Below are 12,817 nucleotides of genomic sequence, written 5' to 3'. Positions count from 1 at the left end.
TTAACGTTTTAAAGACCTTTACTTAGCATTCAAATTCTTTACCCGCTCTTCCAGTACCTTGTCGTAATTCAGAACCTGATGCCGATACTCCTCATTCATATATGGAGAGGAAATGAGAAAATCCGCTGTCGCCCGATTATTAGCCACTGGGATGTCGTAGACCACTGCAATTCGCAGCAAGGCTTTGACATCGGGATCATGAGGTTGGGCTTCTAGGGGGTCCCAGAAGAAAATCAGCATATCGATTTCGCTCTGGGCAATCCGAGCACCGATTTGTTGATCTCCTCCCAGAGGACCGCTTTTAAACCCTTTCACAGGCAGCCCAGTAGCCTCTGCTATAAGTTTTGATGTGGTACCGGTGCCAAGCAGAAAATGCCGCTTCAATATGCTTTTATTGTCTTCACACCATTTAGCCAAAGCTGATTTTTGATTATCATGAGCCACCAAAGCGATTCGCTTGTGCTTGTCTAAGACTTGTTCTGTTGCCTGATAAGACACTTTCTCATCTCCCCTCTTCCATCTGCCAATATCCGCCGGCTCTTACCCGCGGATTTCGCATCTTCTAAGACTGCTCTTCTGAGCAATCCAGCTTATTGCAGAGATTCCCGCACGGAATCTTTCATCTGATCCAAATTCAGAACACCCGTATGGCGAATCGCTTTGCTCTCTAAATCTTTTAATCCTGCTGGAATACGTACATCCGTCTTCTGATGCAGTGCCGCCACATACGCAAAACCGTCCACTTCTGCGCCCAATCCAATAGACTGAGCCACACTGTCTGCAAACTTATATGCACTGGCCGTAGAAGCAATGACCGCTGGCGTATGATCTCCAGTTTCCCCTAGATAGTCCTGATATACTTTATAGGCCACAGCAGTATGGGTATCCATTAGATAGCCGTTTTCTTCATACATAGAAGCGATAGCCTGGTTGGTCTCCTCCACCGTAGCAAAGCCGCCGTAAAAGTCTTTCAAACCGGCTTTAATCTTTTCACTGACCTGATATATCTTGTCCTTCTCCAAGGAATCCATCAATTCCTTCACCTGAGCCGCATCCCCGCCTGCCAGATGATACAATAACCGTTCCAGGTTGCTTGAAATCAGAATATCCATGGATGGCGAATTGGTCAGGTAAAAATCTCGCTTAATATCATAGCAGCCTGTATTGATGAAATCCGTCAATACCTTGTTTTCGTTTGAGGCGCAAATTAGTTTACCTACTGGAATACCCATCTGCTTGGCATAATAAGCTGCCAAAATGTTCCCAAAATTCCCCGTAGGAACCACCACATTCATCGGCTGACCTGACTTTAGAACTCCCTGCTCTACCATCTTTCCATAGGCATAAACGTAGTAAGCCACCTGGGGCACTAAACGCCCAATATTGATGGAATTTGCCGAGGATAATTTGCAGTTCATCTGCGCCAGCTCTTCCGCAAAGGCATCATCGTTAAAGATATTTTTCACGCCAGTCTGGGCATCATCGAAGTTCCCGTTGATAGCAAAGACGTGGGTATTGGCTCCCTCCTGGGTAACCATTTGCCGTTCTTGAACTTGGCTAACACCTTGATTTGGGTAAAACACCACGATTTCGGTTCCCGGCACGTCTGCAAAGCCCTCCAAAGCAGCCTTGCCGGTATCCCCAGAAGTAGCGGTTAAAATGCAGATTTTCTTTTCTTCCTTTTCCTTTTTCATGGCCGTAGTCAGGAGGTAAGGCAGAATGGACAGCGCCATATCCTTAAAGGCCGCTGTCTTTCCGTGATACAATTCCAGAAAATGAACGTCTCCACCTTTTACCAAAGGAGCGACTTCCTTTTCTTCAAACTTACTGTCATAAGCGCCATTGACACAGGCTTGCATTTCTTCCTCTGTGTAATCAGTAAAAAATGCTGAAATCACCTGAAAAGCTACTTGCTGATAAGTCTTTCCCCGCAAGTCTTCTAGCTTGAAAGGCAGCGCTGGTACCTCCTCCGGTACATAAAGCCCTCTGTCCTCTGCGATTCCTTGTATAACAGCCTGTGCCGCTGTCTTTATCTGCTTGCTCCCGCGGGTGCTTGTGTAATGTATCATAACCTTCCTCCTTCACCTAAAACTATTGTCCCTCATTGTACCAAAATAGTTAGTGAATTTCAAGGAATTCTAATGATTCCACCATAATATTTTTGTTCACAGAACCTAAAAAAATCTGCTTTTTTGTGGTCCGTCAGTTGGAATATATGTTATAATGAATCCGGTAATTGTGACAGCTTTGCTGCAAGGTAGAATTCACTGAAACCTGCGGCGACGCAGCTTGCCTGTTATAATAAATCCGATGATTGTAGCCGCTTACTAGATGAAGGAAGGGATCGCCTCATGTATTTTCGCAGTGTCCAGTTTTATAAACATCTTATATTGATCGCGATAGCTTTGGTGGTACTGGCTTCCATCGGCTCCTGTGCCTTACTAGCCGTCTCTAACCACCAGATGAAAAAAGTCCTCAAGGAAAATGGGCTGGCTTTGACCGGAGAAAACGCTGCTTCTTTTTCTCCTGCAAAAAAACAGACGGAAGCACAGCGCCTTTATTACCCCGCTTCCTTCGACTATCAGCAGCTTTACCCGAATCTGTTCATTGATAACGATTACAACTATCTGCCAGATCAACCTCATTCTGTCTACCTGACCTTTGACGATGGTCCTTCCAGCCTAACCTCACAGATACTGGATATTTTAAAGAAATATCATATTAAGGCTACCTTTTTCATTGTTTATAACGACAGTCCCGAGGCTCAGGTATTATATAAGCGTATGATTGCCGAAGGCCACACCATCGGCGTCCACAGCACCACCCATCAATACCAGACCATCTATCGGTCTGCGGGTGCTTTCTTAGACGACTTCGCTCAAACAGCCTTGATGCTGGAGCAATCCACCGGCGTAAAGCCTGAAATATTTCGCTTTCCAGGAGGCAGCATTAACTCCTACAATAAAGCGGTCTACCCACAGATTATTGCAGAGATGCTGCGCCGCGGATACACCTATTATGACTGGAACGTATCTGCCGACGATGCCACCGGCGGAGCTACCCGCCAGCAGATTTACAGCAACGTGATCAATGAGGTACAGAAATATGACCGTTCCATCGTCCTTCTCCACGATCTCAGCAATAAGACGGATACGGCATCTGCTCTGCCAGCTATCATTGACAAGCTGACGGAAGAAGGATACAGCTTTTATCCTTTGACTAAAGAGGTCCGTCCTGTGGCATTCAACTATATAGACTGACCAAAATACCTTGCAATCCAAAGCAACTGTTGCCTTAATAGAACATACATATTATCCGTAAGCTAATGAGGTCTAGGAAAAATTAAACTTTTATTGATCCTTCCTAGACTATAAATATATTAAGAAAAGACAAAAATGGAGGACTACTATGAACTACAATACATTAGCGGAGCTGCTGTTTCCGCACATTACCAAATCACCAACCGACTATGAGGTTTTATTTCCTCCTAGGCAGCTGCCCGAGGGCGCCAAAGTCACTAGACTGGGTCCCAGCCCTACAGGCTTCATTCATCTAGGAAACCTCTATGGGGCCTTCGCTGACGAACGGCTGGCTCATCAGAGCGGCGGTACGTTCTATTTACGGATTGAGGATACCGACGACAAACGCTACGTAGAAGGTGCCGTAGACGTCATTATTAACTCCCTGCGCTTTTTTGATATCAACTTTGATGAAGGGGCTACCATCGACGGTCACATCGGTGATTACGGCCCTTATTATCAGAGTCAGCGAGGAGAAATTTACCAGTGCTTTGTTAAAGAATTAATTAAAGCCGGACAGGCTTACCCTTGCTTCCTCACTTCCGAAGAATTGGAAGATATACGGTCTAAGCAGGAATCCGCCAAAGAGAACTTTGGCATATACGGGAAGTGGGCCGTAAACCGCAGCCTTTCCTTAGAGGAAATCGAAGCACGGATTCAGGCGGGAAAACCCTACGTCATTCGGTTAAAATCTGATGGAAACCATGATTTGCCGTCAGAAGAAATTAAGACAATATCGGTAGAGGATGGTATCCGAGGAACCCTAACCATGCCGGAAAACAATCAGGATGTCGTTATCTTAAAGGCTAACGGTATCCCAACCTATCACTTTGCACACGCAGTCGACGACCACTTTATGCGAACTACCCATGTAGTTCGGGGAGCTGAATGGCTGCCATCTCTGCCTATTCATGTGGAGCTGTTCCACAAGCTGGGCTTTCCTTTGCCAGTTTTCTGCCACACAGCGCAGCTGATGAAATTGGATGAAGAAGGCAACAAGCGGAAACTGTCCAAGCGAAAAGACCCGGAGCTGTCGCTGGACTACTACAGAAACGAAGGCTACCATCCGGCTGCCGTTCGGGAATATCTGATGACCATTTTAAATTCCAACTTTGAGGAATGGCGCATTGCCAACCCGGATACAGCCATCGATGAATTTGTGTTTACGGTAGAAAAGATGAGCAATTCGGGGGCTCTCTTTGACCTGAATAAACTGAATGACATTTGCAAAGATGTACTGGTAAAAATTCCGGCAGCTCAGCTTTGCCAATTTATGAAGGATTGGTCCCGAGAATTTAAACCGGAAATTTTGCCGCTGTTTGAAGGTCAAGAGACCTATGTAGAGAAGATTCTTGATTTAGGTCGGGATGGGGCAAAGCCACGGAAAGACTTGATTTATGCAAAGCAGATTTTTGAATTTATCAGCTATTTCTTTGACGACTATTTCATCATTCAGGATGAGAACCCTGAAAACGTCACCCCAGAAGATGCAAAGGCCATCCTTTCCGCCTATCTGGACAGCTACGATCACGCTGATGATCAGTCGCTGTGGTTTGATAAAATACGCAATATTGCTACAGAGCTGGGCTATGCCGCCAAGCCAAAAGATTACAAGAAAAACCCGGATCAGTATAAGGGTCACGTCGGAGACGTGAGTACAGTAATCCGTATCGCGCTCATGGGCCGCTCTCAATCTCCAGATGTGTGGGAAATTCAGCAAATCCTGGGAGCGGAGCGGACTCGCATCCGCATACAAAAGAGGCTAACCCATGTACACGTATAAAGATCGAATCAAGCTCAGCGAGACGGACAAGCGGCGAAACTGGACGTTGCCTGCTATTATCGACGCCATGCAAAACTGTGTCATGTTTCAACTAGAGGACTTAGGCATCGGTCCTGACGTGCTGGATCAACAAAATAAGGCGTTGGTCGTTACCAGCTGGCAGGTGAAGATTTTCCGGCTGCCTACACTCTTCCAGCAGATTACTGTCGGCACTCAGGTTTACGGCTATAAATCTGCCACAGGCCTCCGCCACTGCATGATATGGGATGAGCAAAATCAGTTGTGCGTTGCTTCCCACTCCTTGGGTGCCTTCATTGATATCCACACAGGACGGCCTCTGAAAACTTCACCAGAGGAATGGGAAATATGCGATGTGCAGCCTCAAACCCCTTGCACATCAATTCAGTTTCAAGAAAAACGCATTCCGCTGCCCGCTGATTTACAAATGGTAGAGGAATTTACTGTCAACATTCATCACCTGGACATCAACAACCACATGAACAATGGTCAATATGTACGCATCGCTTATAACTATTTGCCCGATGGGTTCCAAGTAAACCAATTCCGAGTGGAGTATAAAAAGCCGGCTGCTCTTGGTGCTCGGGTTTCCGTCCGTCAGGCCCAACAGGAAGGGCTGTTCTGCGTGGTCTTCTCTGATCAGGCGAACCAGACCTTTGCCGCTGTAGAATTCAGCAGTTAGAGGCGGATAAATAAATACTGGCATAATGAATAGAGCGCCTCAATATGAGGCGCTCCTTTTTCTGACTTTATATGGGTTGATGTACCGCGTTATTTAGCTATAGCAATTGCAGAAAATAATAACTAATAGTAAGAAGAAAAACAGTAAGCTCGTATCAACGCCTTCGCCATTAAATAAACCACAACCGTTTGACATTTATAATCACCTGCTCCTTTAAAATTTATTGTTTGTATGATATGATATGTCTTTTCTTCAGAATGTGTTCCTTATTTTCTAAAGGAATAAATCCTTTTCCCATATACTTCTATAATTTTTTTATAATTGCCAGCTGTTTAAGTATTTTTCCTGCTCCGGGGTCAGCTTGTCAATTTCAATGCCCCAAGCTTCCAGTTTTCGATTAGATACCACGTCATCAATCTCAGCGGATACGTCAATAACACCCTTCTTCAAGGTCTTGTAATTGTCGCGGATATACAGGGCTGACAACGTCTGCACCGCAAAACTCATATCCATAATTTCTGCCGGATGTCCGTCAGCTGCTGCAATGTTCACCAGACGGCCCTCTGCAATGACGTTGACCATTCTGCCGTTTTCCAGCTTATAGCCCATAATATTCTTTCTGGCCTCCATCTTTTCCACAGCAACCTTTTCCAAACCGGCCATGTCAATCTCGCAGTCAAAGTGTCCGGCGTTGGTTAAAATCGCCCGATCCTTCATAGTTAACATGTGCTCCACGGTAATGGTGTGATTGCAGCCTGTAGCCGAAACAAACATGTCCCCCAAAGGCGCAGCCTTAGCCATAGTCATGACGCTATACCCGTCCATACGAGCCTCAATGGCCTTCACCGGATCAATCTCTGTAACAATTACGTTGGCGCCCATAGCTGCTGCCCTCATGGCAATCCCCTTGGAACACCAGCCGTATCCAGCTACTACCACCGTTTTACCTGCCACAATCAGATTAGTATTGGTCATAATGCTGGCCCATACCGACTGCCCCGTGCCATACCGATTGTCAAACAGGTGCTTGCACTGGGCGTCATTTACCGCCACCATCGGGAATTTCAATACGCCTTCCCGCTCCATAGCCTTTAAACGAATAACGCCTGTGGTGGTCTCTTCACAGCCTCCCCAGACCTCTTCTGCCAAGTCAGGTCGCTTACCATGAACCATGCCCACTAAATCCCCGCCATCGTCGATGATGATGTTAGGCTTATGGGACAAACACATTTCGATATGACGCTCGTATTCCTCTGCGGTCGCGCCGTGGTAAGCGTATACCATCAGGCCATCCTCCACCAAGGCCGCAGCAATGTCATCCTGAGTAGACAATACATTGCTGCCAGTGACAGACATCTGGGCCCCACCTGCAGCCAAAACCTTGCACAGGTAGGCTGTTTTCGCCTCCAAATGAACAGAAAGGGAAACCTTGATGCCTGCAAAAGGTTTTGTCTTCACAAATTCCTCTTCAAAGCCCCGCAGCAGCGGCATGTTGTTCCTTACCCATTCAATTTTCTGATGCCCGGAAGGGGCCAGCGCTAAATCCCTGATTTCGTATTTTTCCATGTTGTAAGTTCTCCTTTTTATTCTTGTATGGTATCAGCAGCTGCCGATTCCAGCAGACTGTCGCTCAGCGGTTCCGAAACATCACAATGTCCCAGCAACGTTTCCGCTTCCTGGCCGTCCACTAAGAACTGCACCTGATCTATTTCATCAAAACTGTTTGTCAGAGTCTCTACAATCTGACTGATGAAACAGAGCTCCTCCAAGGAACCTCCGCTCCCCTCTTGCAGGTCTTTTCCCTTTAGGTCTACATAAGCCGTCCCATCCTTGACAGTAATGTCATTCAGACCATACCTTTCCGTCACCATTGTGACAGCATTGGTCAGGTCCTTGGGCACTTCCCACAGCTGAATGACCGCATCAGTATAGCTGCGAGAGGTCACATCAGCAGAAGACATGCCATCGGGAGTCTCTTCCGGCAGATAAATGGAAATACCGTCGTATTCCACCAGGGTTCCCTGGCTCTCATCGCCCGTCTCCACGAACTGGCTGTTTACATAATACAGCTTCAATGCCTTTTCCACCCGCTGGACTTCCTGCTGCCTCTGTCCGCAGCCTGTCAGCGCTACAGCGGTAGCCGTTATGAGTACTAAACTCATAACTAGGCAGAGCATCCTCTTGTTGAACAGTCCGAATGTCCTATGTTGTCTTTTTTCCATTTCCAGTCCCCCCTCATTCTTCTTCTTAGAGCTGTGTAGCTGCCGCCCCTCAGCCCTCTATGAAACAGGTCTTTTGAAGCCTGCCAGATTTTTTGGCTGGTCTCCCTTATAGTATACTACAAAAACAAAAAATCTTCTTCATAAATTTTGTCAGGTGCAAAAAAAGAAGGCGGATACAACCGTCCCGCCTAGCAACCGCATGAGGATATTGTATAACAACAGCATCAGCGTGCGATTATTTTCTTTTATATATTTTCCAAGGGTGAAGATAAACAAAAGATAATTTTCACCCAAATAAACATGAAAATTAGCTATTCAAGAGCGCTTCTAGATCCGACACCGACACATCCATGCGTTTTGAGGTTTCCTCCAGCGACATACCCGAATCAAGAAAACGCTTTACAACCATCTGCATATCCTCACCAACTTCAATAATGTGTCCATCCAAATCATAGAAGCGGATAGATCGCTGTCCCCATCCAGCTTCCTTCACGCCTTCCCCTAGATAGCGAATATCGTCACGCTGCTCCAATTTGGCAATAAAGGCATCAAAGTCATCCTCCTCAAAGTACAACTCCATATTATGGGATTCTTTCAAGACACGTTCTTTCGGAATACCTAACAGCCAATCAAATTTCTGCTGCAAAGATAAGCCTCCAAAAGAGACATTTATACCGTAATCCTGAAATACGGCAAGTCCAAATAAATCCTGATAAAACTTTTTAGCAAGGTTCACATCTTTTACCGCTATACATACACCTTGATATTTCATTTATATTTCCTCCCCAATATAAAAAAACTTTATTTCCGCACGTTTTACCTTCTGATAGAAAAATCTTTTCGCTTCACCCTACCTCTTCACAGTCCCACATACATCACGTAAAACCTCGTGAAGCTCCTTTTGGTCGGCTTCATCGCAGAGAACCACAATTTTGTCGCCGGCAGCAAAAATCGTCTCCCCTCTTGGCACAAATTCCGCTTGCCCTCGTATGAGCGATACCAGAAGGCACTTTGCGGGCCAAGGAATCTGAGAAACCATTTTCCCCTCCGCCTCACAGCCGTGAAAAATCATCCCCTCCACTAAAACCTTTTCCCCGGAATAAACGTTTTTTTGCTCGGGATTCAGTTTCAAAAGAAGACGATGAAGCAGTTGGTCATACACCGGAGGACAATGAACCATGTCCGGAATAACATAAGCGATTAAGGAGACTAGAGAAAGCGTCAATAAGTGAGAAAAACTGCCTGTCATTTCGCTAATCAGAATAATCCCCGTAATTGGTGCACGAACAATAGCAGCAAAATAGCCAGCCATACCAAGGATAATAAAATTATCCAAAAGTCCGTTTAGCGAATCAGTCCATTGACCCATTATACTATAATAAAGGCTTCCCATCACCGCACCAAGAACTAAGAGGGGCAAAAATATGCCTCCCGGTGCACCAGAGCCGAAACTTAACATGGAAAAACTAAATTTTAAAATCAATAAAAGACATAAAGCTCCCACCATTAGCTGTTCAGAAGTCAGGGTTTCTACTAGAGAATGTCCGCCTCCAAGTACATATGGATAGGAAAAGCCTAAAACGCCGGCTAACAGAAATGGAATCAAAAGCCGACCGAACTGATTAGGTATTTTTTGAAATAGGTCCTGAGTTTTAGCGAGGCAAGTATTGTATACAACCCCTAACCCTCCAAGGATTACACCTAATAAAATTGCATGTCCATAGGTACTTAAAGGCATCATCTGCGTAATGTGGAAACCAAACACAGGCTTTAACCCAAAGACATTGCTGGAAAGAAAATCTGCGGTGATGGAAGCCGCCATAGTTGACAGAAGTACTTCTGGAGAAAAGTGCTTATGTATCTCTTCCAGGGAGAACAATACACCAGCAAGGGGTGCATTAAAAGCTGCCGAAAGTCCTGCACTAGCTCCGCAGGTAATGAGCAGCTTCTCCTCGGTTTTTGCCCTTTTTGTAATTCGAGAAAAGCCTTTGGCTGCCATGGCCCCAAGTTGAATGCTTGGCCCTTCTCTGCCGAGAGATAAACCGCAACCAATAGACAAAAGTCCCCCTGTCATTTTTGCTACAAGTACTCTCCACCAACAAGGATCTAATGCTCCAATCATTTCTCCTTCTACCTGTGGAATTCCACTTCCAGATATAAAGCCTTCCCATTTGAGAAGTCTGGCAACAATCATAGCTCCTGCCACCAAAACTATAAACCAACAGGCCACCACCCCAATGTGATTTTGCCCGTGAGATAATACCATTTGTAATAATTTATCCGCATAAGTCAATAGATACCGAAAAAGAATTACTACCCCGCCCCCAACAACTCCCGTAACAATTCCTTCTAATATCAATACGTATCGAAAACTGCGGAAACGATTTAAGTTGTTTTTTACTGAATGCTTTTCAGTCTGCATACTTTCTCCTCCTGCTAATGATTTCAATCGCTACAGCCTTTGCAAACCATCTAGAATTATATTCCTCCTAGTTAATTTTTGCAAGAAAAAGCCAGGAGTTCTAAAATTGAGCATTTTTTGGATGAACACAAAAAGGAAAAGCTAGAGTTCATTCAGAGCTCTAGCTTCTCCTTCTTATAAAAATGTAAGCAGGCTTTATTTCCCTACTGAGGGTCTGCTGCCTTACTCTTCCTCATCCTCTTCTTGGTCTAAATTATAAGGATAGGTGGCTACAATAATATTACCCTTTTTCAATAGGCTTTCCCGAATGAACAGCCCTGTATGGTTGTGAAGCAATCCGCTCCAAGGCTCCTTGGTCATAAACTGTGGAACGATAACTGTCAGTTTTTCTTTATCTCCAGCTTCATCGGCAATCTGATAGATGTTCTCCAAAAGAGGGGTCACAACTGCTCTGTATGGCGAATATTTACTGATCAACTCCATATCCGTGTTCAATTGATTCCATCGGCGCTTCAACTTTTCCATAGCCTCCGTATCAGGGGAAATGTTCAGGGCGATAACCCGACCACTCAGACTGTGAGCATATTGCAAAGCCCCAATAGATGCCTTGTTCAACGAAGCAATCGGAACCACGATAATGTGCTCGTAGTGTAGCTTGAAATCTACCTTGTTTAATCTCAAGCGGCTTACGCTGAGTCCCGCCGCAATCTTATCATAATGAGCCTTTATTTTTAGCTGTCCCAGAATGAATAACGGAATAAGAATAATAACGATAAAAGCTCCTTCTGTAAATTTCTCCACCAGAATAATAAGAGTGGTACAGAGTGTTACTACCGAGCCGATGCCGTTGATAACCACCCCTTGCTTCCATTTTTTCCCCTTGGTCTTTACCCAATGGGTGACCATACCAAACTGTCCCAAGGTAAAGGAGATAAATACCCCAATAGCGTAAAGCGGGATAATCCGGTGGGTGTCTGCCTGAAAGAAAATGACCAGCAGGCAAGCGATGAAAGACAAGGCCACGATTCCCACGGAAAAGCCAAGCCGTTTTCCTCGGAGGGTAAACTGTTTTGGCGCATAGCCATCTTTACCAACGATATACATGAGCATAGGAAACCCTGTAAAAGCCGTATTGCAAGCCATCAGCAAGATAGTAGCCGTACTGAATTGAAGTACGTAATACATGAAGCTCTTATGAAATACGGCAAAAGCGATTTGAGACACCACTGTAGGTCCGCCTTCTAGCGGTACCGCCGTGTAAAAAATAGCCAGCACCGAAGTCCCACCAAAAATGAAAAAAATCAACAATGCTAAAAGTGCCATGACAATCTTGGCATTCCTGGGACTAGGTTCCTGAAAGTTCGGCACAGAATTGCTGACAGCCTCCACACCAGTAAGTGCGGAGCAACCAGAAGAAAAGGCCTTTAATAACAGTAATAGCGTGATGCCCGACACCGTCCGATCCGGTACAGTGTACATCGGTTCCGGATGAATATGCAGCACAAAATATTTAAACAACCCATACAAAATCATAAAGATCATGCTAAAAATAAAGATGTAGGTAGGCAAGGCAAAAATCTTGGAGGATTCACTAATTCCTCGAAGATTCAATACCGTCAAAATTATAATCAGCAGGACAACCATCTGTACCTTATACGGCGCCAAATTTTCAAAGGCTGAAATAATTGCATCCGCACCAGCGCTGGCACTAACTGCCACCGTAAGAATATAGCTGATAATCAGCCCTCCGCTGGCACATAAGCCGGCCTTAGCTCCTAAGTTCTCCTTGGCTACCTTGTAAGCCCCTCCCCCTTGAGGGTAAGCGTTAATAATCTGTATATAGGAAATGGTCAATATAGCCAGCAGGCCAATAATCATCAGGGAGGTCCAAGTCAGCCACTGGTAAGCTGTCGCGCCCAGAACAATCAGTACAAACAAAATCTCCTGGGCACCGTAAGCTACCGAGGAAATGGCATCACTAGCCATAATGGCTAGTCCAAAGGGGATATTGTATTTTTCCCGGCTGCCTTTTTCGTTAGCCAAAGGCCGCCCAATTAATAAATCTGAAAACTTTTTTATCATTTTTCTCTGCACCATTCCCAGAGTCCTTTTCTAAGGCGGGATGGAACGGTGCTCTTCCTTTCTTTCTCACACTAACCATAGCCGCTTGAGTAAATCTGCGCTCTATTGCTCACTATACGATAGCACGCTTCGTGTGAGAATGGTGTGAGAATTGCAAAATAGCCCACATTAAATGCCTTTATAGGGGCTATTATTCCCCCAATTAGTTCCTGCCAATCACATCGAGGGGTTCTTATGCCGATTATTTCTTTATTATTTAAGGCGGATTCTTTATATTAAAAAAACAAAAACGCCCCTAAGGGCGTTTTT

Annotated in this window: 10 protein-coding genes; 3 read left to right on the top strand and 7 right to left on the bottom strand. The window is 45.2% G+C overall.

Going from position 1 to position 12,817, the window contains the following annotated elements; genetic code table 11:
- Positions 1-18: 18 nt before the first annotated feature.
- Together Ami103574_RS02350 and thrC are read right to left on the bottom strand one after the other, a co-directional pair.
- Positions 19-498 (bottom strand): methylglyoxal synthase, encoded by a 480-nt coding sequence (locus Ami103574_RS02350; protein ID WP_163065143.1) that lies wholly within the window; start codon positions 496-498, stop codon positions 19-21.
- 92 nt (positions 499-590) lie between these two features.
- The gene (thrC, locus tag Ami103574_RS02345; protein WP_163065142.1) at positions 591-2,069 is read right to left on the bottom strand and encodes a threonine synthase; all 1,479 of its coding nucleotides are present in this window, start codon (positions 2,067-2,069) and stop codon (positions 591-593) included.
- A 282-nt stretch (positions 2,070-2,351) separates the two neighbouring features.
- On the opposite strand from thrC, the gene Ami103574_RS02340 reads away from it, so the two are divergent.
- The 3 genes from Ami103574_RS02340 (at position 2,352) to Ami103574_RS02330 (ending at position 5,782) form a co-directional block, all read left to right on the top strand.
- Positions 2,352-3,260, top strand: a complete 909-nt coding sequence (locus Ami103574_RS02340) for a polysaccharide deacetylase family protein (RefSeq protein WP_163065141.1) — start codon at positions 2,352-2,354, stop codon at positions 3,258-3,260.
- 148 nt (positions 3,261-3,408) lie between these two features.
- Complete coding sequence (gene gltX / locus Ami103574_RS02335; RefSeq protein ID WP_163065140.1) at positions 3,409-5,082, top strand: glutamate--tRNA ligase; 1,674 nt, start codon at positions 3,409-3,411, stop codon at positions 5,080-5,082.
- Positions 5,069-5,782, top strand: coding sequence for an acyl-[acyl-carrier-protein] thioesterase (locus Ami103574_RS02330; protein ID WP_163065139.1), 714 nt, complete (start codon positions 5,069-5,071; stop codon positions 5,780-5,782). The genes gltX and Ami103574_RS02330 overlap by 14 nt, the downstream gene beginning before the upstream one ends.
- A gap of 315 nt (positions 5,783-6,097) precedes the next feature.
- On the opposite strand, the gene Ami103574_RS02325 is transcribed toward Ami103574_RS02330, so the two are convergent.
- From Ami103574_RS02325 to Ami103574_RS02305, 5 genes are all read right to left on the bottom strand, one after another.
- On the bottom strand, positions 6,098-7,348 hold the full coding sequence (locus Ami103574_RS02325) for an adenosylhomocysteinase (protein ID WP_163065138.1): 1,251 nt from the start codon (positions 7,346-7,348) through the stop codon (positions 6,098-6,100).
- A 17-nt stretch (positions 7,349-7,365) separates the two neighbouring features.
- Positions 7,366-8,004, bottom strand: coding sequence for a GerMN domain-containing protein (locus Ami103574_RS02320; protein ID WP_163065137.1), 639 nt, complete (start codon positions 8,002-8,004; stop codon positions 7,366-7,368).
- A 307-nt stretch (positions 8,005-8,311) separates the two neighbouring features.
- Positions 8,312-8,776: a VOC family protein gene (locus Ami103574_RS02315; protein ID WP_163065136.1), complete on the bottom strand. Its 465-nt coding sequence runs from the start codon at positions 8,774-8,776 to the stop codon at positions 8,312-8,314.
- A gap of 78 nt (positions 8,777-8,854) precedes the next feature.
- On the bottom strand, positions 8,855-10,426 hold the full coding sequence (locus tag Ami103574_RS02310) for a ClC family H(+)/Cl(-) exchange transporter (protein WP_163065135.1): 1,572 nt from the start codon (positions 10,424-10,426) through the stop codon (positions 8,855-8,857).
- 222 nt (positions 10,427-10,648) lie between these two features.
- Positions 10,649-12,523 (bottom strand): APC family permease, encoded by a 1,875-nt coding sequence (locus Ami103574_RS02305; protein ID WP_330587153.1) that lies wholly within the window; start codon positions 12,521-12,523, stop codon positions 10,649-10,651.
- Between the last annotated feature and the right edge of the window lie 294 nt (positions 12,524-12,817).

This window comes from Aminipila butyrica (assembly GCF_010669305.1).
GTDB classification, from domain to species: domain Bacteria; phylum Bacillota; class Clostridia; order Peptostreptococcales; family Anaerovoracaceae; genus Aminipila; species Aminipila butyrica.
This window is presented reverse-complemented; position numbering and strand designations above follow the sequence as displayed.

Excerpts from the sequence above, each read along its gene's own strand:
- thrC (WP_163065142.1), bottom strand. The coding sequence starts at position 2,069 with ATGATACATTACACAAGCACCCGCGGGAGCAAGCAGATAAAGACAGCG.
- Ami103574_RS02315 (WP_163065136.1), bottom strand. The coding sequence starts at position 8,776 with ATGAAATATCAAGGTGTATGTATAGCGGTAAAAGATGTGAACCTTGCT.
- Ami103574_RS02320 (WP_163065137.1), bottom strand. The coding sequence starts at position 8,004 with ATGGAAAAAAGACAACATAGGACATTCGGACTGTTCAACAAGAGGATG.
- Ami103574_RS02305 (WP_330587153.1), bottom strand. The coding sequence starts at position 12,523 with ATGGTGCAGAGAAAAATGATAAAAAAGTTTTCAGATTTATTAATTGGG.
- Ami103574_RS02330 (WP_163065139.1), top strand. The coding sequence starts at position 5,069 with ATGTACACGTATAAAGATCGAATCAAGCTCAGCGAGACGGACAAGCGG.
- Ami103574_RS02325 (WP_163065138.1), bottom strand. The coding sequence starts at position 7,348 with ATGGAAAAATACGAAATCAGGGATTTAGCGCTGGCCCCTTCCGGGCAT.
- Ami103574_RS02340 (WP_163065141.1), top strand. The coding sequence starts at position 2,352 with ATGTATTTTCGCAGTGTCCAGTTTTATAAACATCTTATATTGATCGCG.
- Ami103574_RS02310 (WP_163065135.1), bottom strand. The coding sequence starts at position 10,426 with ATGCAGACTGAAAAGCATTCAGTAAAAAACAACTTAAATCGTTTCCGC.
- gltX (WP_163065140.1), top strand. The coding sequence starts at position 3,409 with ATGAACTACAATACATTAGCGGAGCTGCTGTTTCCGCACATTACCAAA.